Here is a 20,310-nt window from a genome sequence, read left to right as displayed (position 1 = left end):
TAAACATATTCCATTAGTAAGAGAAAGTATGGTGCGTAGTTAAGTGGAATTTATAGATAGTTACGTAACAAATTCAACTAAAAGGAGATGTACATATATGAAAAAATGTTATGAACAAGGAGTGCCAACCATAGAAGAAGCCAAACTATTATTAAAGGAAGCAGAGGTTTTATTTCCAGGACAATGGGTACAACATTCAATTTTCACTGCTGAGGCAGCTAAGCTAATAGCTGAAAATTGCAAAGAGTTAAATTCTGAAGTGGCATATGTATTAGGTTTGCTTCATGATATTGGGAGGAGAGGTGGTCTACCAAACGGAATAACAACTATAGGACATCTGTTGGGTGGCTATAACTATTCTAAAAAACTTGGATATGATTTATTAGCAAAAATTTGTATAACTCATTCTTGTCCAACTAAAAGTATTTATGATATTGAAGAAGTTGTAAATAAAAAATGCAGCGACGAAGAATATAAGTTTGTTGAAGACTATTTTAATAAAGTTGAATATAATGATTATGATAAATTAGTACAATTGTGTGATGCGTTAGCATTGCATAATGGCTTTACACTGATAGAAAAAAGACTGATTGATGTTGCACTGCGACATGGAGTAAATGAATATAATGTTCCCAAATGGAAAGCCTTCATGGAACTAAAAAAATATTTTGATGAAAAAATAGGCAAATCTATATACAGCATATTACCAGGCGTTATTGAGAATACTTTTGAAATATGAAAATAATTTTTCTATAAATAAGCTATAATTTTATTTCGAAATATTCTTATCGTAGGAACTAAATTTAAGGAACTCTGTAGTAGTTTTAATATATTAGACATCTTTTAAATACTACACTAAGTTTTTAGCGGAGATGCTATGATTGGAGGGGATTAATATTTATTCTGATTTACATATTCATTCGTGTTTTTCGGATGGAACGAATACAGTAGAAGAAATTTTGAAATTATCGAAATTAAATAAGGTACAATGTATATCTCTTGTAGACCATGATACTATTGAAGGCGTTGCAGCACTTCAAGAAGCATCAAAAGGATATGAAATAGAGGTTATAAACGGCATAGAGATTTCAACATCAATAAATAGAACCAGAATTCATATTTTAGGTTATGGTATAGATATTAATAATAGTAATTTGACTAATTACTCAAATAAGATATCACTTGCTAGAACTGAGAATACAAAATCTATTTTAGAAAACAATATTGTTAGAGGAAGTATTGATTACAATTGGAATGAAGTACTAAAGTATTTTGGTGAGTATGCGTGGATTAATTGTAATCACGTCTATGAAGCAATGATGCTTGATGGTATTTATAATGACTGGAGCAAGTATAGAGATTTTTATTTAGCTAATTTTGGAATTAATAGTGGTGTATATGAAGATATAGAAGGATTTACTCCTAAATCAGCTATAGATATTATTCTAGAATCAAAGGGAATACCAGTTCTAGCACATCCAAAGTTAATTAATGATGATTCTCATATCTTAAAGTTAGTAGAAGTAGGTTTGAAGGGTATTGAATTATATCATCCTACTCAAGATGTTAACGATATCATGAAGTATAAAGAAATGGCAAATTACTTTAACCTTGTTGTTACTGGTGGAACAGATTGGCATGGAGAATTAGGTATATATGGTGCTAGTATTGGTGACTGTGGTATAAACCAGAATGATTATTGTAAGTTTAAGGCGTTACTTAATAAGTAAAGTGAGTTGCGCTTCCCCATGTTGCGCATAAAATTTTTTCAAAATAAATGAATTGATATTTTAATGAAAGTTCTTTAAACTTATAATAGATAAGTATTTGAAAATATGGATATTTTGTGGAGGTGTTATTATGAATTTTGAAAAATCCTGTGGAGCTGTGATTTACAGAAATAATGACGATAATTTGGAGTTTCTAACTATTAGTCACAAAAGCGATGGACATTGGGGATTTCCAAAAGGACATGTTGAAAAAGGTGAAAATGAGCAAGCTACAGCAATAAGAGAAATCTATGAAGAAGTGGGATTACAAGTTAATCTAATTGATGGGTTTAGATCTACCGTGGAGTATTCACCAAAAGAAGGAATAATGAAAGATGTTATATTTTTTTTAGCTAAAGCAGAAACGCAGTCAGTACATATTCAAGTAGAAGAGGTTAAGGATTATAAGTGGTCAAGCTTTGTGGAGGCAAAAGAAATACTGAGTTATGAAAGTAGTAAGAAGGTTTTGGAAGAGGCCTATGAATTTATTCTAGTCTAAAATAGAAGAGCATGCAACGTGGCATGCTTATAAAACAGAGTGCAAATAAATAATTTAACAAGATGGGCAGGGGTAAAAATGAAAAGAATAGGTAATTATTTTAAGCCATATAAGGGGCTACCAATGAGTATATATATAATATTTTTCGCTTCTATAGTTAATAATATGGGAAATTTCGTAGGTCCATTTTTAACAATGTTTTTGACCTATAGAATTGGACTTAGCGTTAGCCTCGTTGGAGTTATAGTTGCAGTAAATGCAGGCCTCGGCATGATAGGTACCATGATAGGTGGCAAGCTTATAGATAGCATAGGAAGAAAAAAGGTACTTGTAGTGTTTGGAATTGCAGCAGGAATAGGCTATGGAATTTGTGCCTTTATAACTAATCCAATTATTATTACCAGTATTTTAATGGTATCAAGTTTTGTAGGAGGATTTTCCCATCCAGTATACAGTACAATAACTACAGATTTGACGCAGGGAGATCAGAGAAATGCAGCATTTTCTCTGAATTACATGGCAATGAATATTGGATTTTCAGTAGGCCCCCTTTTAGCAGGGTTTCTATATAAAAATTATTTAATGTGGTTCTTTTTAGGGGATGCTATTACAACTTTTATGTCTATAGCACTTGTCTCAATATTTGTACCTGAAAGTAAGCCAACTAAAGAAGAAGTGGAAAAGTCAAAAATTAAGACCAATGAAAGTGCAGAAGAGGGTAGCTTAGTAAAAGCTCTTTTAAAAAGACCTACATTGTTAATGTTTTCATTTATAATAGTTATATATTTTATAGTATTTTCACAGTTCACCTTTGGACTGTCAATACAAATTGGTGATATTTTCAAAAATAATGGTCCCACGATATTTGGAAGTCTTATGACAGTAAATGCAGTAATGTGCAGTGTGTTAACAATATTTATTACTTCTGCAACTAAAAATATTAAAGCATCTTTATGTATAGCTATTGGAGGATTATTGTATGCAGTTGGATTTGGAATGATGTTTTTTATAGATGCATATTATTTGTTTATTATATCAGCTACTACATGGACCGTGGGTGAAATACTTGTAGCAACTAATACAAGCGTATATATTGCCAGTCAGACCCCCATTACTCATAGAGGAAGGTTTAATTCGGTATTCCCTATAATAAGAAAGCTAGGATTTATGATTGGACCTATGATGGCAGGCTTTTATGTAAAGTACACTAATATTAGGAATTTATGGATTTTAGTATCTATTTTGGCTTTAATTGCTTCTTTAATGATGTACAGATTATATACTGTAGATAAGATAGAAATTGAAGCAGCCCAAAATAAAACAGCATAAAAAAAATATCGAATAAACAATTATTTAAAACTGTCTATTCGATATATATAATATTATTTATATTCCTCTTCATTGTAAATAATCTCTTTTATAATATCAAGCAATTTTTCTTTATCTAATCTTTCAATATTATTTATTGATTTAATGTCTTTTATCAATTTATTTCTTAGATTTTCATCAGCTTTATAAACTTTATCAGCTTTATCAGTGTTATCAGATCTATAAGTTTTTTTAGTTTTATAAGTTTTGGAAGTATTATCCGATTTTTCGTTGATATAGAATTCCTCTCCACTTTCAACTATTCTAGAGCTGTAACCCTTAGAATCCAATAACAGTTGAAAGCTCTCCTGTGCCTGCTTATCTCCATGAACAAGAAGAATTTCCTTTGGTTTTTCCATAAAGCCTTCTATCCAATTAAATAATCCGTTTCTATCCGCGTGTCCTGATAATCCCTCTAGGTTATAAATATGAGCATTAACAGCAATGGGTTCTCCAAATATCTTAACTATTTTTGCGCCCTCTACTATATTTCGTCCCAAGGTTCCTTCTGCTTGATATCCTACAAAAACAATTGATGATTCTTTTCTCCATAAATTGTGTTTAAGATGATGTTTTATTCTGCCTGCATCACACATACCACTTGCAGAAATAACTATTGCCTTGCTTTGAATTTTATTTATTTCCATTGAATCATTCGAGGAGACTGAGAATTTCAGACCATCAAATCTAAATGGATACTCACCCTTCATTACAAGTTCTTTAGCTTCTTTATCATAATCCTCATTATGGCTTTCAAATACCTTTGTTGCTTGAATAGCTAGTGGACTATCGATATAAACACTAATATCCTTCAAATCTTCATTCTCTACATATTTATTTAATTCATATAAAATCTCCTGAGTCCTACCCACAGCAAATGAAGGTATAATAACATTCCCCCCTCTTGCAAAGGTTTCCTTAATTATTTTTAATAACTCCTTTAAATCTTCGCGAATCTCAGGATGAATCCTATCGCCATATGTGGTTTCTAGTATCAAGTAATCAGTATGATTAATTATGGTTGGATCTTTTATAATTGACTTATTTAAATTACCCAAATCACCACTGTATACAAGTTTTACTTCTTCTTGCTCTTTTTCCGTCATATATAATTCAACAATAGCAGAACCCAAAAGATGTCCTGCATCTCTAAATCTTATTTTTAAACCATCAAAAACCTCTATCATCTCATCATAGGGGAATGCTCTAAAAAGTGAAAGAGACATCTGAGCCAATTTAAATGTATATAATGGTTCTAAAGTTTTTAAACCCTGACGTTTTCTTTTTCTATTTTTCCACTCAACCTCAGATTCGTGAATGTGTCCACTGTCTGGAAGCATAATATTGCATAAATCCTTTGTTGCTTCTGTTGATAAAATATCTCCCTTAAATCCCATCTTATAAAGTAGGGGTATCCTTCCACTATGATCTATATGGGCGTGTGATAAAATAACATAATCTACATCTTTAGGATTAAAATCAAATTCCTCATTTCCAAATTTCTTTTCACCTCTGCCTTGATATAAACCACAATCAAGCAAAACCGTCTTTCCATTTATGTGTAAAATGTGACATGAACCTGTAACAGTTTTTGCTGCTCCATAGAATTGAATATTCATAATAATCCCCCTCTTCATCATGTGAATAGTTGCTTTATCTACTGTTAAGAGTCTCAAATTTACTTTTCATTGGATAAGAGTGCGCAAGCATTACGCTAAATTTCGCCTAAAACTTTCAAAATATTCAGATATTTCTCTCTAGTATAACATATATATGATAATATACAAGTAGGTTGCACTAACCCATTTTTTTTATTGAGTCTTTAATTAACCCTTCTTTTACAATGTACGGAATTGTTATATGGTCAGTTCCATTATGGGACTTGTTAAATTCTGCAGCAGTTTCAATTGAGTGTTCATTTCTTGCCCATGAACGTCTTGCAATTCCACTCATGACATCCCAGGATAGTGCAGATTTGATTATCTCATCTACTCTATAGCTTCCATCAAGTACTAATCCAAATCCACCATTTATGGATTTTCCTATTCCCACTCCACCACCATTATGAAGTGCAACAAAGCTCATTCCTCTTGCCGCATTACCAGCAAAACATTGAACAGCCATATCTGCCATAACATTGCTTCCATCTTTAATATTAGCTGTCTCTCTGAATGGTGAATCTGTACCACTCACATCATGATGATCACGACCCATCATAACAGGCCCTATTTCCGCTTTTCTAACCATATCATTAAATTTCAGTGCAATTTTAATTCTTCCTATAGCATCCTGATATAATATCCTTGCCTGAGTTCCAACTACAAGATTATTTTTTTCTGCATCCCTTATCCAATTATAGTTATCCCTATCCTGATATCTTCTGTTTGGATCTATACATTCCATTGCAGCATAATCAGTTTTTAGTAAATCTTCATTCTTTCCACTTAAGCAAACCCACCTAAAAGGTCCATAGCCATAGTCAAATAACTGTGGTCCCATTATATCTTCTACATAAGATGGGAAGATAAATCCATCTTTATCATCTGTTTTATTCTTGGATATTTCTTTTACTCCTACATCATATACAGCTTTCATAAAAGAGTTTCCATAATCAAAGAAATAGGTTCCTCTATCAACAAGTGTTTTTATTTGTTCAAAGTGTCTTCTTAAGCTTTTATCCACTAATTGATTAAATGTTTTTCTATCTTGCGCAAGTAATCTTGTTCTTTCCTCAAAAGTTAAATCATGTGGGCAGTACCCTCCATCATAAGGAGCGTGGCATGAAGTCTGGTCAGTTAGTAAATCAACTTTAATGTTATTTTCAACTGCATATTCAAGCAAATCTACTATATTACCCCAATATCCTATGGACATAGGCTCTTTCCTTGCTATATACTCATTTGCAATTTTAAACACTTCATCTAAATTTTCTGAATATTTTTTAACCCAACCTTGTTCTATTCTTGTGTCTATTCTTGATTTATCAACTTCAGCTATTATTCCCACACCATTTGCTATTTCAACTGCTTTTGCTTGAGCACCACTCATTCCCCCAAGTCCTGAACTTATAAATAACTGCCCTCTTAAATCTCCATCATTGGGAATGCCTAATTTTAATCTTCCTGCATTCAAAAGAGTGTTATATGTTCCATGTACAATTCCTTGAGGTCCTATATACATCCACCCCCCTGCTGTCATTTGACCATAATTTGCAACACCCATCTCTTCGGCTATTTCCCAATCCTTCTGATTATCAAACATGCCTACCATAAGTGCATTAGTTATTATTACCCTTGGTGATTCTGGTTTTGATTTAAAAAGTCCAAGTGGATGACCGGATTCCAGTACAAGTGTCTGATCCTGTGTCATTACTTCAAGGTATTTTATTATCAATTGATACTGCATCCAATTTTGAAATACGCTTCCCGTCTCTCCGTATGTAACAAGTTCATATGGATATAATGCTACTTCAAAATCCAGATTATTTTCTATCATTACCTGAAAAGCCTTACCTTCTATACATTTCCCTTTATACTCATCTATTGGTTTACCATAAATTCTTTCTTCTGGGCGAAATCTGTACCCGTATATTCTTCCTAGTTTTGTCAATTCTTCTAAAAATTCAGGTATAAGTTGTTCATGATACTTTTCAGGAATATAACGAAGTGCATTCTTAAGTGCAATTTCTGTCTGAGCTTCTGTTAAATGAAATCCTCGACTGGGAGCCCTTCTTATTCCTTTTACGAATGTAGGCATTTCTGGTAGGTAGTCATCTAACTTTATTGTCATAGCTTCTGAAATTTCAAAATTATCTAACATAAAACATCCTCCTTAAATTTATAGTTTTATCTACTCTGTTTATTGCAGAATCCTCCACACAAAATAGCCATTTTAAAAAGTAGTTACGCCTCAATACATATTATTCTGCATCTATTCAAATATTACTTTTTTATTTACTTGAAATTAATTAGAAAATAGTTACTTATATTATCCCCTCTGAAATTAATTATTCACTTTACCAGGCTATAAACTGCAACTAAATAATTTACTGTTTTTCCCAAGTAGCAACTGCCCTAGTGGGATGTCTGTAGCAAATAACCTAATTTGATTTTTTTATAAATAGTATATTCATATTTTTAATAATAAGAAAAAATTATTCAAAACTTTTTCAAGAATATTTATTGTGCACGGCTTATTTCAAGCCACATTAGCTATTACAAATTTTAATAATTTAATTTTTGCAATATTCTCATTTTAGGTTTTTCAATTTTTATATGGTACAATAGTTTTGAATTTAACCACTAATAGCATTTCAAAATTCTTTACAATTCATTCATAAATACTTATAAAACATTAAATTCACAAAAGAAGAGGAGATAGAAAAATGAATTTTTTACAAGCAATTATAGGAAAAACAAATGACATTCTATGGTCTTATGTACTTATTGCACTACTTATTTTTATGGGATTGTATTTTTCTTTTAAAACAAAATTTGTTCAATTTAGATATTTAAAAGAAATGATTTCTCTTTTAACTGAGGGAGTTTCAAAGTCCGTTTCTAAATCTGATAAAAAGAAAGGGGTATCTTCATTTCAAGCATTTTGTATGAGTACTGCTTCTAGAGTTGGAACTGGAAATCTTGCTGGAGTTGCTATTGCTATCGCTCTTGGCGGTCCCGGTGCAATATTTTGGATGTGGGTAATTGCTTTAATCGGCGGCGCTTCTAGTTTTGTTGAAAGCACTCTAGCGCAAATTTATAAAGTTAAAGATAAAGACGGATATAGAGGTGGCCCTGCATACTATATGGAGAAAGCTCTTAATAAAAGATGGATGGGAATTATTTTTTCTATATTAATTACTGTATGTTTTGGTCTTGTATTTAATTCTGTTCAATCAAACACTATATCACTTGCTTTTCAAGAAGCTTTTGGAGTTAATACCCTTATTACTGGTTTAATTTTATCAATATCTACTGCAATTATAATTTTTGGTGGAGTTAAAAGTATAGCTAAGTTTTCAGAAATCATTGTGCCTATAATGGCGGTTACTTACCTATTAGTAGCAATGTTTGTTATTGTTAAAAATATTTCTTCTATACCTTTAGTGTTCTCACTTATATTTAAAAATGCTTTTGGTTTTGAACAAGCTTTTGGTGGTGGTATAGGTGCTGCAATGATGATGGGAATTAAGAGAGGCCTTTTCTCAAATGAAGCTGGAATGGGAAGTGCTCCCAATGCTGCAGCAACAGCAGAAGTAAGCCACCCAGTAAAACAAGGACTTATTCAAACTTTAGGAGTATTTACAGATACAATTTTAATATGTAGTGCAACTGCATTTATAATATTATTATCTGGAGCTTATAAGACTCAAGGATTAACCGGAATACAACTTACACAAAATGCTTTAAGCTCACAAGTTGGTGCTTGGGGAAATGTCTTTATTGCTATATGTATATTCCTATTCGCATTTAGTTCAATCGTTGGAAATTACTATTATGGTGAAACAAATATAGAATTTATAAATTCAAATAAAATATATGTTTTACTATATAGAATTGCTGTTGTAGGTATGGTTTTTATTGGTTCTATAGCAAAGATTCAAATAGTTTGGGATTTAGCAGATTTATTCATGGGCCTTATGGCAATAATTAATTTAATCGCTATATTTAAGCTTGGTAAAATTGCTTTTGCAGCATTAAAAGACTATACCTCTCAGAAAAAACAAGGAAAGAATCCTGTATTCACAAAGAATTCTATTGAAGGATTAAAAAATGTAGAATGTTGGGACGAAGAATAAACTTCAACTAAAGAAAATCAGCTAATCCCCTAATGGATTAGCTGATTTTTTTCTGTGCTTCTTTAACTAACTTATATAACAAATCCCAAATGATTTTTTATCATTACTAAAATATATTATCGATGTAATTGCAAATACTATTCCTAAAATAAGATATAAGTACTTGGCAGTATTTTTTTTCATAAAACATTCTCCCCCCGTAAATCTCTTTTACGGTACAATATCTAACTATTCCATCTTAATATTACCATAAATTATCACAAATACAAAAAAACAGAGATATCCTAATCTTTATATCAGCATAGTAACATTATGTACTTGGTTATTTAAGTAATAACTCTTTCTAAAACCTGTAGTCTTCCTAAATTTGTTTCTTTCATAAAATTCATCTGCACCCTCGGTTGAAAGTAAATCTAACCTTGTACGAGGATATAAATTATGACATACATCAAGCAATGCCTTTCCTATGTCTTTTCTTCTATAATTACTATCAACTATAATTTCTGCAATATAAGTTGTGATTTTCCCATCTGTCAATGCACGAACTAGTCCAACAACTAACTCTTTCTCAACAGCAACTAGAGTAATAGTTGAGTTTTTCCATGCTTTTAACCCCTCATCTGCCCTTTCTATAAAGGTCATCCAGCCTTCTTTTTCATATAATCTTTGAACTGCCGGAAAATCTTTTTCAACAAATTGTCTAATCAAAATGTCTTTTGGCAACTTTACTTGTGAAAGTAAATCCTCTGCTATAGTAATGTTACTCATGCTAAAACCCCTTCTCTCGTAATATTCTAACAATCTGACGTAACTCTTAGGAATATTATACCATTATTTGCTTTATATTTAAACTATCACAATATTTCATTCCTTGGGGTTATTTTACAAACAATTTATAAGGGTACTTTAACTGATGTTCTTGTTTCCATTGATGAAAGAATATAACTGAAGTTATATCCGTTGCATCTGACCAATCTGTTCTAACCGGTATCAGTTTAAATCTTTGATTATCCCTAGTGGAATGCGATTATGAAAATGTAAAAATATGTTGAATAACTTCGCCATATGTAATATACTTCAAATGTAACCAATAAATACATAGAACATAGCGGAGTAAATCCTTGGTGCGGTTATTAATTGAATAAAAAGATGATATTTCAAAATAATTAAGGAAAAACGGGGGGATATATTATATTAATCGATGGGGAAATTATAGAATGCGAACTTGAATACACAAAATGCTTTTCAGCGTTTTGTGAAAATGAAAATATAATTAAATTTTGTGATAATCAATTGAATGATATGTATTATCATAATTATACATATATAAAAAAAACAATGAGTGAGATTGAGTTGAAACATATTATAGAAGATGAAATTTCCTTACGGTTATCCGAAAAAAATAATTTTTGTAATATTCTTTTAAATTCTGTTGTCAACAGTTCTCTGTTGTCTATGCTTAAATACAAGCCTGAAATATCAACAAACGGATATTATTCTTTTGATATTTCTCATTTTTCAAGACTAAATGCTCTATCTGATTGCATAGTAAAGAAGGTCAACAATCAAGAAATGGTAGATGATATTTTTTTTTGTGATTTGCAACATGATGAGGCAAAGCTTGGAAAAGATTTTTGCACAAGGAGATGTTACAGACGTGGCAAAGTATATGTTTCTGACAAAGGGGTCAATTCTTATGTTTGTTATCATAATGGAACTATAATCGGCTCTTGCGATTTGTTTATGTATAAGGGTATTGCGAAAATCGAAGATTTTGCAGTTATTCCCATATATCAGCGCAAGGGATACGGAACAACCATTCTGAAAACCCTAATTGATGTGGCAATAAAAGAAAATTGCCATACTGTTTATCTGGTTACCGATGAAGATGATACTGCAAAAGAAATGTATCAAAAAATCGGGTTCAATAAAATAGGTGAAAAAACTGATTTATTTTTCAAACTAGAATAAGCTCATTCAAAATGAGCTTATTCTTTAATATTGTAGTTACATATTTTTAAATGTCACAAATCATAAGCTTTTGGTATAATGCTAAGCTACATCAAATTACACCAGATAGATTAACCCTTTGCTATAATTGGCGTTGTAACATCACTTATATTAAAACTATACCTCATTTCTTAGAATATTGGTGTAACATGTACTGAAATATAATTAGTATTACAAAAGTGATAGTTAATAATGTTTGGAAAGCTCCAAATTGATAATATTTAAACACTGAATATCCAAGCATAATAGCTCCAAATATGGAAAACAGTATTCTAATATACTTATTTGAAAAGTTGAAAAATTTATGGATTAACGGAATAGTTATAAATATAATAAAAAAAACAGTTAAATATATATGAATATACTGTATTGGGTAACCCATATTCATTTTTTGATAGAATTGGAGCTTAGTGAAAAATGAATGTATATCGGAAAAAGATTCAATAGTTGAATATGTTGCCATAGCATAAATAAATATACTTATAAAATACATGAACCATATATGTTTTTTTTTCATACTATCCCCCCTAATAGATATAAACCATTTTTTTTATATTCATTAATTTATTTTAAAATAACCCAAAGAATATTTCCAACTAGTAGAAAACCCAAAAATATTACCAATAAAAGATCAGAAAATGTCCTTGAATTTTTTATGCGTTTTTTTTCTTTATTTGTCATAACTTCACCTCAAATCACTTTAAGACTTATACTATAAAATTGTTTTTATTAATACATACCCATATAAACATAATTACCGCCAGCTATAATTTTGCATTCAAAAATGCAAAAAGTCCTCCAGCCGCACCATCTCCTGGTAGTCCATAATTCTAATACCTAAGTACTTCTCTACCATATCTGCATAGTAAGATGAATTTTTATCTAAAGTAATAATCATATTCGCATTATCAGACACTACTCTTATTCCATTTTTAACCTTTATATCGTTTACTATTTTTCCCAAGTCACAGTTACCTTACTGTTTAGTTTAATTATAAGAAATTTTAAGATTAATTGCAAATATTCACATACCTATACAACTATTGCTGTTTTTGATTTTTATGCTTTATATTCTAATTTTCTTGTAAATTATCCTACTAGGGTGTTTTAAATTTTTTTTGAAAAACTGTTGACAAAATTTCTCGTTGTAACTATAATGAGTACAACGGTAGTCGTAATCAAGTCAGTTACATCAATTAATATAACTTAATGATTAAATCATCACCTGCGGTGTTGCAATATTAACGACTTCAGAATGAGATTTACTATTGGATACTAATATTTTAGGAGGTATAAAAAAAATGAAAAATAAAATATATTACGTTATGGATACAATGTGTGGATGGTGCTATGGTTTTAGCGATGTTATTACTAGAATCCACAAAAATCACAAAGATAAATATGACTTTGAAATCATACCTGGAGGTATGTGGATAGGTGATGAAGTTAAAACCATGGACACTCGTCTAGGTGAATTTATAAAAACTAGCAATGTTAGAGTAGAGGTCTTAACTGGTATACACTTTGGCGAAGGCTTCAATAAAAATGTATTAGGAAGCAGTGATAGAATTCTTGATAGCTTTCCAGGTGCAAAAGCAGTGGTTCTCTTTCAAAAATTAAATAAAGACATGTCCTTTGATTTTGCAAAAAAAATACAGGAGGCCTTCTTTGTAAACGGAGAAGACATGAATGATATTTCTATCTATAGTAAAATTGCCGAAAGTTTTGGTGTTTCTAAAGAAGACTTCGAGAAAAAATTTCTTTCACAGGAATTAATAGAAGAAACTTTTGATTGCTTTAAAAAAGGAGAAAAATTAGGAGTACAGAGTTTTCCAACGATTATTCTTGAAAAAGATAATAAACAAACAATCATAGCACAAGGCTATAGCAATTTTAAGGGACTTGATAAAATTCTATTGGAAGAATAAGTGTCTATGTGGTAGAAAATTAGGATTCATAAGCAGTAAATAGATAAAAAGGGGTTTTGGTCATGAAAATAAGTAGTCGATTCCCAGTAGCAGTCCATATATTATCTATTCTATCCATTTACGCAAATCCATTGCCTACCTCAGATATGATTGCAGGAAGTGTGAATACCAACGCAGTGGTAATTAGAAGAATACTTGGAATGCTTAAGAATGCAGGCCTTGTTGATATGAAACGTGGAACTGGCGGTTCCTATCTCACTAAACATATTGAAGATATAAGTTTATTAGAAGTATACAAAGCGGTAGACGTAGTTGACGATGGTGGTTTGTTTCAAATTCATCCAAATCCAAATCCAAATTGTCCAATAGGTGCAAACATTCAATCTGTTATTGAAGTCACTTTGTTTAGTGCACAAGAAGCAATGGAAAACGCTCTAAGAAAGGTTACTATGCTTGATGTCATTGGCGACATCAATAAGAAGATTCAATAAGACGGTAAAAATCTCAACTTTAAAATAAACTTTTAAAGTTGAGATTTTTTAGTTTTTATTCTAAATCTTGAATTTCTTTTATTGTAGAAGGAAGTGCCTCTAAAATATGATTTGCATTTACACAAAACATTTTCTTTGACAGTTTATCCCCGCAGTAACCGTGAACATATGCCCCAGCACATGCTGCATTGAAGATGTCATAACCTTGAGAGATAAAAGAAGCTATAATACCCGTTAAGCAATCTCCCATCCCCCCTGATGCCATTGCGCTGCTCCCAGTAGGATTAATTTGCAGGGTTTTACCATCTGTAATTATTGTATTAAATCCTTTAAGTAACAAAACAACATCGTATTTTTTTGCAAAATCTTTTGCTATATCTATTTTGTTTTCATTTATTTCATCTATCGAAAAACCCGATATTCTTGCCATTTCCCCCATATGAGGTGTAAGAACTATAGGACAACTCCTATTTTTAAGCATTTCAAGGTTTCCCTCAAGCACATTTAAAGCATCTGCGTCAATTACAACAGGACATTTAGAATTTAATAAAATTTTTCTAAGTAACTTTAAGGTCCCCTGATTATTTCCTAGTCCTGGACCAATTGCAATACAATTACTCTTAGTTATTAAGGAATCTAATCTTTTTTCATCATCAGTTGAGGCAATCATAGCTTCAACTAATTTTCCACTTAGTATGTTTTGAATTGAGCTATCGCAGCATAGTGTAACAAGCCCAGCTCCACTTCGAACAGCAGCCTGCGTTGAAACATACGCAGCACCTGTAAACCCTAGTGATCCTGCCAAAATAAGGGTTCTTCCATAATCACCTTTATGTGAATACTTATTTCTTTTCACAATTAACTTTTTAATAAAGTCTACATCCATTATATATTCATTTTCATGAAATTTCTCTACTACACTTCTTGGTATACCAATACTCTCAATAACAATTTCTCCAGTAAGAGACTCCGTGCCATATCCAAGAAAGCCCTTTTTATAAAGTTCAAAGGTAACTGTTTTATTACTTTTAATACAATTTCCCATGACTTTTCCACTATTGCACTCAAATCCTGATGGGACATCAATTGATAAAATATACTTGCTACTCTCATTCATAATTGTAATTGCTAAAGAATAAATACCTTCAATTTTTCTAGAAATTCCTGTTCCAAAAATTGCATCAATAGTAATCTCACAACGAATTATGCTTTCTCTTAAAATACCTAGGTCCTCATTGTTATTTACTTTTATTATTTTCGCACCCATATTCCTTATAATATTAAGATTAATCAAGGTATCTGCGCTCATATTTTCCTCTGAGCCAAGAGAAAATATCTCCACATGATTTCCTCTATTCAAAAGATGCCTTGCGACAGTAAAACCATCTCCACCGTTATTCCCACTGGAGCAAACAACTACGAATTTTTTATTATTTTCAGGTATATTTTTCATTACCTTTAGTGCTGCATTTTCCATTAGTACAATGCCTGGAATCCCTAAAACATCTATACAATAGTGATCAATACTTCTCATTATCTGCGAAGTTGCGATATTCATTTTCATTCCCCTCCAAAACTGCAAAAGAAATTGCATTTTTCTTTACAAATATTTCTCTACATACTTATCTACTGCAGATAATAATTTTTCACCGGGTCTTTGATCTCCTAGCGCTCCTGAATAATGAATCATTCCATATGCAGGGATATTTTCATTAGGTACTAGGTTAGGTGGAATTGATTGCAAAATCATGCCCATATGCTGTCCAAAAGTATTCAAGGCTTGTAGACACAAATGTCCTCCGCCTTCTGGGCTACCTGCGGATGTAAATACGGTTAATCTTTTACCTATTAGTTTTCCTTCTGACCAAAATTCTGATGCAGAATCCATATACGCTTTCATTTCTGCAGAAACATTCCCATAATAAGTAGGACATCCTAAAATAATTTGCTCTTTATCTAATATATTCTCCCATTTTGCAATGGGTATATTCATTATCTCCTCTAAATATTCCTCTGCTACTGGAAATTGCTTTGATAATTCTTCTAAATTCTCATCCCATACGCGATAAATCTCTACTTCTTTTCCGTTTTTTAAAAAACTTTCATAAAAAGCCTTTGCTACCAAATAAGTATTCCCACACACGCTATGAAAAACAATAGCCGTCTTCAAATTTACCCCTCCTATTTTAACTAATTTCTACACATTGTAACTTTAATTTACTTATTTGTAAATGATTTTAAAGATAACTTTACAATTTTTTTATTAAGACAAAATTAACTATATGGATACTCATAATAATTTTTTTTTCATCTTCATACATTGGTCTAAGGCTTACAATTCTTACATATTATATAAAATATAACTGTTTGTACAATGAAAGTATAATAACGCTTAAAAAACCATTAAAAGAGCATAAAATTCTGAAAGTATAAATTAAATCCATTGAACATATTTAGCAGCAAATAAATAGTCCAAAACAATCAATATAGGGAGATATATACTATGGATACTGGAATTAATCAAGCTATTAAGGAATTAAAGCAAGCCGAACAGAATTTTGAATATGCCGCTCCTGAGTTTGTTGATATTGCAATACTACAGTTATTAGCTGCCAAAATGAAAGTTAATATGCTCTTTTATCAAAAAAAACAAAATTCATATTCTCCAAGGGATGTATAAAATTACTTAGCCTAGAATTCGCAGTTCAAATTCTTTATTGCAACAAGGACATTTAACTGTATGTTTTCCCTTCATTCGTGGCAAACGAAGCACCTTCTTGCAATGTGGACATTTACGAAAACGATGTGTTTTAATTTCTTTAATTCTGCGAATAGTCAAAGAACCTTTTGCGCGAACAGGCTTCCAAATTTTCATAAACTTTTCATTTTCCATGCGTCTTTTGTAAATATTTCGGGATAATGTTCTGAAAATAATCCAAATTAACATAGCATACATCAAACCGTCGATAATAGTAGAACTGATAAAAGCATTAGCAACTATTAAAATAAAATATGTCCCAATCAAAGCAATATAAAGTTGATCTGTACCATATCTGCCATACATAAACTGTGTTAACTTATTTTTTAAATTTCCCATTTTAATCACTCCTCGTTAATAGGGTAGTCCTTAGCAACCACAGAACATTTTTGCAAAACAAAAACCTAAACATAGTTTGTTTAAACCGATTATGGGCATGCCAAAGTTTTGGCTTTGCTGCTGATACACACGACTGCCACTTTGTATTTGACTTAATATTCTTTGATATTCAAAATTATTCGGTTCCATTTGCACTGCTGTTTTTGCGTGATTTAGTGATGTGATTTTGTTACCCACACCAGAATTTGCAATTGCACTGTAATAGTACCACTCTGCACTTCTACTTGTGATACTTTCCAGCACATTGAGTGCTTCATTATAATATCCTGCATTTAAATAGCTGTTAACCGGATCAAACTGGGAATATTCAGCTCTTTGCCTCTGACCGCCACCGAAAGAACCAAAGCCTTCAAAAGGGTTAAAGCCTCCAAAGGGATCATCTTCACTATAAGAATTGTTCGTTTTGCCATAGGAACTTTGGTCACTGTAACTTCCGCCACTGCTACTAGAAGTAGTTTTACCGCTTTTTATCTGCTGGTAAGCAGCGTTAATTTCGCTCATTTTTTTTGTGGAGGAAGCGTCACCTTGATTCAAGTCTGGATGGTATTTTTTCGCTAGTTTTCGATAAGCTTTAGTAATTTCTTCTATGGAATCTGTAGAAGAAACACCAAGTGCTTCGTAAGGATCGGATATCATTATTTGTGCCCCTCCTTTTGCTTCTTTTTTTCTGCTTCATACTTTGTCCAAACTCCTGAATAAAGTATATTTTCAATCAGTTCTTTGTCCTTATTAATTGGCAGTTGTTTATAATTTTCGCTGCAGTCAGCCATAAGCAGATTTAAAATATCATGGAAATTTTCAGATGATGACATAAGTAGCGGATTATATCGCTCATTTTTTATATCAGACTTTAAATCCATGCAAGCATCCATTATATAAATGAACTTGCCTAGCGATGTTCCAAATGCTCGTAACTTTTCCGCATATTCATCTTCCCTTAAAACGAAAATTTCGCCCATTAGTTTCCCAAAGCAATTTGCAGGAATATCTGGATTCAATTCTCCTGATTTTTCGATTTCATAAAGTTCAGTAAGACACTTGCTAATTGCAGTACACTGATTTGGATATTGTGCTGCAATGCGCTTATATTCCCCTTCAAACAGTTTTGACGCGCTGAGTGATAGTATATTTTTATCATCTGTCCAATCGTCAAGAAAATTGTAATAGGCCAGTATAACATTCATGTCAGCGGCATAATTTGTGATTTCATTCTGCCAATATTCATGTGGCTTCAAAGGGTGAATGATGCATCGCTCAGTTTGTATTGCCACCTCAATTTTATAAAGTGCAGAAAGAAATAAAACAAGAAAAGTCATATCATAAGTAAGTGTGAAACGGCTTATTATTCCGTGTCGCTTTCCTAATGTCTTACATAAACCGCAATAACATGATCTATATTGTTGTTTTTCCTCCAGGGTTAACTTATCTGTATTCACCACTACATAGCCAAATATACTATTCACCTGCCTTATTTATATTCTTCACCTGCAACTGTTACTTTTCATTCTCGTCATTATTAATTGTAGTATCTGAACTATCCTCATGTGGAACTTTCTGCTGCATGGTTTCTAACACTTTAGATAACTCATTGCAAGCCTTGACCATTTGGGCGTTATCTTTGCTCTTTAATGATTTTTGGGTGCATTTAACAGCTTCTTTCAGTACTGCACTGTCATTTTTATGGAGCTTTTTCATAACTTTCGAGGCCTGATAAATCAACTGTTCCCCCTGATCCTTTATGGTGGCCTCTTCTTTATTTTTTGCATCCTCGGCAGCGAACTGCTTTGCATCACGAATAGCTTGATCAATTTCCGATGGACTTAAGTTTGAGGAAGCAGTAATATTAATATTTTGTTCTTTGCCAGTTCCCAGGTCCTTTGCAGATACATTGACAATGCCATTTGAATCAATATTGAATGTTACCTCAATCTGTGGAACGCCTCTTGGTGCACGTCGAATACCGCTTAGTTTAAATTTAGCTAATGTTTTATTGTGAGACGCCATTTCGCGTTCGCCCTGCAAAACATGAATTTCCACGGATGTTTGAAAACTGCGGGCTGTGGTGAAAATTTGGCTCTTTTTTATTGGAAGCGTTGTGTTACGTTCAATAATTTTCGAAAAAACGCCTCCCATAGTTTCGATGCCTAGTGAAAGCGGTGTTACATCCAAAAGCAACAAGCCTTTCACAACACCTACAAGTACCCCAGCCTGAAGTGCAGCACCCATTGCAACACATTCATCGGGATTAATACCTTTAAAGGGGTCTTTTCCTATGAACTTTTTCACAGCCTCCTGTACCGCAGGAATACGACTGGATCCTCCCACAAGTAAAATCTTGCTGATATCTGAGATATTGAGACCAGAATCACGCATTGCCTGGTGCATAGGCTCCATTGTGGCATCCACCAGATGTGCTGTAAGTTCATCAAATTTTGCCCTTGACAATGTAATATTCATATGTACTGGACTCGACTTAATTGAAGTAATGAAGGGAAGATTAACCACAGTTGATATCCCACCACTTAATTCAACTTTTGCTATTTCTGCAGCTTCTTTTACACGCTGCATTGCAGTGGAATCTTTGGTAAGATCAAAATGATTTTCCTTCTTGAATTCGCCCACAAGATAATCAACCACACAACTATCAAAATCATCACCGCCTAGACGATTATTTCCTGCAGTAGCAAGCACTTCAATAACTCCATTGTCGATGTCAAGAATGGACACATCAAATGTTCCTCCTCCTAAATCATACACAATCACTTTCTGTGGTGTTTCTTTATCTACACCATAAGCAACTGCAGCCGCGGTTGGCTCATTAATAATTCGTTGTACATTTAAGCCAGCAATTTCACCTGCATCTTTGGTTGCCTGTCTTTGTGCATCTGTGAAGTATGCCGGTACGGTAATCACAGCATCATTTACAATTTCGCCCAGATAACTTTCTGCATCAGTTTTCAGTTTTTGTAAAATCATTGCAGAAAGTTCTTGTGGTGAATATTTCTTACCATCAATATTCACTCTGTAGTCGCTGCCCATTTCACGCTTGATGGAGCTTATTGTGCGCGCGTGGTTAGTAACTATCTGATGCTTTGCAGGCTCACCTATCAAACGTTCACCTGTTTTAGAAAAGGCAACTATGGACGGAGTTGTACGGCCACCCTCTGCATTATGAATTATGACAGCCTCACCGCCTTCCATTACAGACACACAAGAATTTGTTGTACCTAAATCAATACCTATTACTTTAGACATAATATTATCTCCTTTATATTGAAAAATGTTCCATTT

19 protein-coding genes are annotated in these 20,310 nt (G+C 32.4%); 9 read left to right on the top strand and 10 right to left on the bottom strand.

From position 1 onward, the window contains the following. Positions 1-97: 97 nt before the first annotated feature. The 4 genes from ACREV6_RS15350 to ACREV6_RS15335 all read left to right on the top strand — a co-directional run bounded on the left by ACREV6_RS15350 (position 98) and on the right by ACREV6_RS15335 (position 3,597). A complete protein-coding gene (locus ACREV6_RS15350; protein WP_431578914.1) occupies positions 98-739 on the top strand; it encodes an HD domain-containing protein in 642 nt (213 codons plus the stop codon). A gap of 142 nt (positions 740-881) precedes the next feature. After that, positions 882-1,730, top strand: a complete 849-nt coding sequence (locus ACREV6_RS15345) for a PHP domain-containing protein (RefSeq protein ID WP_431578913.1) — start codon at positions 882-884, stop codon at positions 1,728-1,730. A gap of 130 nt (positions 1,731-1,860) precedes the next feature. Further along, positions 1,861-2,268 (top strand): bis(5'-nucleosyl)-tetraphosphatase, encoded by a 408-nt coding sequence (locus ACREV6_RS15340; RefSeq protein ID WP_431578912.1) that lies wholly within the window; start codon positions 1,861-1,863, stop codon positions 2,266-2,268. Between the two features lie 78 nt (positions 2,269-2,346). Further along, positions 2,347-3,597 carry an MFS transporter gene (locus ACREV6_RS15335; RefSeq protein WP_431578911.1) on the top strand — a complete coding sequence of 417 codons (1,251 nt, stop codon included), beginning with the start codon at positions 2,347-2,349 and terminating at the stop codon, positions 3,595-3,597. A gap of 53 nt (positions 3,598-3,650) precedes the next feature. On the opposite strand, the gene ACREV6_RS15330 is transcribed toward ACREV6_RS15335, so the two are convergent. Both ACREV6_RS15330 and hutU read right to left on the bottom strand, forming a co-directional pair. After that, a complete protein-coding gene (locus tag ACREV6_RS15330; protein WP_431578910.1) occupies positions 3,651-5,255 on the bottom strand; it encodes an MBL fold metallo-hydrolase RNA specificity domain-containing protein in 1,605 nt (534 codons plus the stop codon). 178 nt (positions 5,256-5,433) lie between these two features. After that, positions 5,434-7,455, bottom strand: coding sequence for a urocanate hydratase (hutU, locus tag ACREV6_RS15325; protein ID WP_431578909.1), 2,022 nt, complete (start codon positions 7,453-7,455; stop codon positions 5,434-5,436). Positions 7,456-8,020: 565 nt separating this feature from the next. Between hutU and ACREV6_RS15320 the strand changes: the two genes are divergently transcribed. Then, positions 8,021-9,433 (top strand): alanine/glycine:cation symporter family protein, encoded by a 1,413-nt coding sequence (locus tag ACREV6_RS15320; RefSeq protein ID WP_431578908.1) that lies wholly within the window; start codon positions 8,021-8,023, stop codon positions 9,431-9,433. Between the two features lie 291 nt (positions 9,434-9,724). On the opposite strand, the gene ACREV6_RS15315 is transcribed toward ACREV6_RS15320, so the two are convergent. Next, positions 9,725-10,201, bottom strand: coding sequence for a GNAT family N-acetyltransferase (locus tag ACREV6_RS15315; protein WP_431578907.1), 477 nt, complete (start codon positions 10,199-10,201; stop codon positions 9,725-9,727). A gap of 570 nt (positions 10,202-10,771) precedes the next feature. Between ACREV6_RS15315 and ACREV6_RS15310 the strand changes: the two genes are divergently transcribed. After that, positions 10,772-11,404, top strand: a complete 633-nt coding sequence (locus ACREV6_RS15310; RefSeq protein WP_431578906.1) for a GNAT family N-acetyltransferase — start codon at positions 10,772-10,774, stop codon at positions 11,402-11,404. A gap of 817 nt (positions 11,405-12,221) precedes the next feature. Here the strand turns inward: ACREV6_RS15310 and ACREV6_RS15305 are convergent. Continuing rightward, on the bottom strand, positions 12,222-12,407 hold the full coding sequence (locus ACREV6_RS15305; protein WP_431578905.1) for a hypothetical protein: 186 nt from the start codon (positions 12,405-12,407) through the stop codon (positions 12,222-12,224). A gap of 337 nt (positions 12,408-12,744) precedes the next feature. Between ACREV6_RS15305 and ACREV6_RS15300 the strand changes: the two genes are divergently transcribed. Both ACREV6_RS15300 and ACREV6_RS15295 read left to right on the top strand, forming a co-directional pair. Beyond that, entirely contained in the window at positions 12,745-13,371 is a 627-nt protein-coding gene (locus ACREV6_RS15300) for a DsbA family protein (protein ID WP_431578904.1), read from the top strand. A 62-nt stretch (positions 13,372-13,433) separates the two neighbouring features. After that, on the top strand, positions 13,434-13,862 hold the full coding sequence (locus ACREV6_RS15295; RefSeq protein WP_431578941.1) for an Rrf2 family transcriptional regulator: 429 nt from the start codon (positions 13,434-13,436) through the stop codon (positions 13,860-13,862). A 55-nt stretch (positions 13,863-13,917) separates the two neighbouring features. Here ACREV6_RS15295 and ACREV6_RS15290 read toward each other — a convergent pair whose 3' ends face one another. Both ACREV6_RS15290 and ACREV6_RS15285 read right to left on the bottom strand, forming a co-directional pair. Beyond that, entirely contained in the window at positions 13,918-15,420 is a 1,503-nt protein-coding gene (locus ACREV6_RS15290; RefSeq protein ID WP_431578903.1) for an NAD(P)H-hydrate dehydratase, read from the bottom strand. A gap of 42 nt (positions 15,421-15,462) precedes the next feature. Continuing rightward, entirely contained in the window at positions 15,463-16,032 is a 570-nt protein-coding gene (locus ACREV6_RS15285) for a flavodoxin family protein (RefSeq protein ID WP_431578902.1), read from the bottom strand. A 333-nt stretch (positions 16,033-16,365) separates the two neighbouring features. On the opposite strand from ACREV6_RS15285, the gene ACREV6_RS15280 reads away from it, so the two are divergent. Beyond that, on the top strand, positions 16,366-16,542 hold the full coding sequence (locus ACREV6_RS15280) for a hypothetical protein (RefSeq protein ID WP_431578901.1): 177 nt from the start codon (positions 16,366-16,368) through the stop codon (positions 16,540-16,542). A 6-nt stretch (positions 16,543-16,548) separates the two neighbouring features. Here the strand turns inward: ACREV6_RS15280 and ACREV6_RS15275 are convergent, their stop codons facing one another. Genes ACREV6_RS15275 through dnaK form a run of 4 tightly spaced genes read right to left on the bottom strand, consistent with a single transcriptional unit; the run spans position 16,549 to position 20,274 of the window. Further along, positions 16,549-16,959: a hypothetical protein gene (locus ACREV6_RS15275; protein ID WP_431578900.1), complete on the bottom strand. Its 411-nt coding sequence runs from the start codon at positions 16,957-16,959 to the stop codon at positions 16,549-16,551. Between the two features lie 30 nt (positions 16,960-16,989). Beyond that, positions 16,990-17,655 carry a J domain-containing protein gene (locus ACREV6_RS15270; protein ID WP_431578899.1) on the bottom strand — a complete coding sequence of 222 codons (666 nt, stop codon included), beginning with the start codon at positions 17,653-17,655 and terminating at the stop codon, positions 16,990-16,992. Next, positions 17,655-18,482 (bottom strand): DUF5685 family protein, encoded by an 828-nt coding sequence (locus ACREV6_RS15265; protein ID WP_431578898.1) that lies wholly within the window; start codon positions 18,480-18,482, stop codon positions 17,655-17,657. Before ACREV6_RS15265 ends, ACREV6_RS15270 begins: the two co-directional genes overlap by 1 nt. A gap of 31 nt (positions 18,483-18,513) precedes the next feature. Then, positions 18,514-20,274, bottom strand: coding sequence for a molecular chaperone DnaK (gene dnaK / locus ACREV6_RS15260; protein WP_431578897.1), 1,761 nt, complete (start codon positions 20,272-20,274; stop codon positions 18,514-18,516). Positions 20,275-20,310 lie beyond the last annotated feature (36 nt).

Source organism: Clostridium sp., assembly GCF_050717515.1.
GTDB lineage: Bacteria > Bacillota > Clostridia > Clostridiales > Clostridiaceae > Clostridium_AD.
Note: the sequence above shows the minus strand (reverse complement) of the source record. Positions and strands in the feature narration are given on the sequence as shown.

Bases quoted from the DNA above. Each gene is read 5' to 3' on its own strand.
- ACREV6_RS15350 (WP_431578914.1), top strand. From the start codon at position 98: ATGAAAAAATGTTATGAACAAGGAGTGCCAACCATAGAAGAAGCCAAA.
- ACREV6_RS15340 (WP_431578912.1), top strand. From the start codon at position 1,861: ATGAATTTTGAAAAATCCTGTGGAGCTGTGATTTACAGAAATAATGAC.
- ACREV6_RS15335 (WP_431578911.1), top strand. From the start codon at position 2,347: ATGAAAAGAATAGGTAATTATTTTAAGCCATATAAGGGGCTACCAATG.
- ACREV6_RS15330 (WP_431578910.1), bottom strand. From the start codon at position 5,255: ATGAATATTCAATTCTATGGAGCAGCAAAAACTGTTACAGGTTCATGT.
- hutU (WP_431578909.1), bottom strand. From the start codon at position 7,455: ATGTTAGATAATTTTGAAATTTCAGAAGCTATGACAATAAAGTTAGAT.
- ACREV6_RS15320 (WP_431578908.1), top strand. From the start codon at position 8,021: ATGAATTTTTTACAAGCAATTATAGGAAAAACAAATGACATTCTATGG.
- ACREV6_RS15315 (WP_431578907.1), bottom strand. From the start codon at position 10,201: ATGAGTAACATTACTATAGCAGAGGATTTACTTTCACAAGTAAAGTTG.
- ACREV6_RS15310 (WP_431578906.1), top strand. From the start codon at position 10,772: ATGAGTGAGATTGAGTTGAAACATATTATAGAAGATGAAATTTCCTTA.
- ACREV6_RS15300 (WP_431578904.1), top strand. From the start codon at position 12,745: ATGAAAAATAAAATATATTACGTTATGGATACAATGTGTGGATGGTGC.
- ACREV6_RS15295 (WP_431578941.1), top strand. From the start codon at position 13,434: ATGAAAATAAGTAGTCGATTCCCAGTAGCAGTCCATATATTATCTATT.
- ACREV6_RS15290 (WP_431578903.1), bottom strand. From the start codon at position 15,420: ATGAATATCGCAACTTCGCAGATAATGAGAAGTATTGATCACTATTGT.
- ACREV6_RS15280 (WP_431578901.1), top strand. From the start codon at position 16,366: ATGGATACTGGAATTAATCAAGCTATTAAGGAATTAAAGCAAGCCGAA.
- ACREV6_RS15275 (WP_431578900.1), bottom strand. From the start codon at position 16,959: ATGGGAAATTTAAAAAATAAGTTAACACAGTTTATGTATGGCAGATAT.
- ACREV6_RS15270 (WP_431578899.1), bottom strand. From the start codon at position 17,655: ATGATATCCGATCCTTACGAAGCACTTGGTGTTTCTTCTACAGATTCC.
- dnaK (WP_431578897.1), bottom strand. From the start codon at position 20,274: ATGTCTAAAGTAATAGGTATTGATTTAGGTACAACAAATTCTTGTGTG.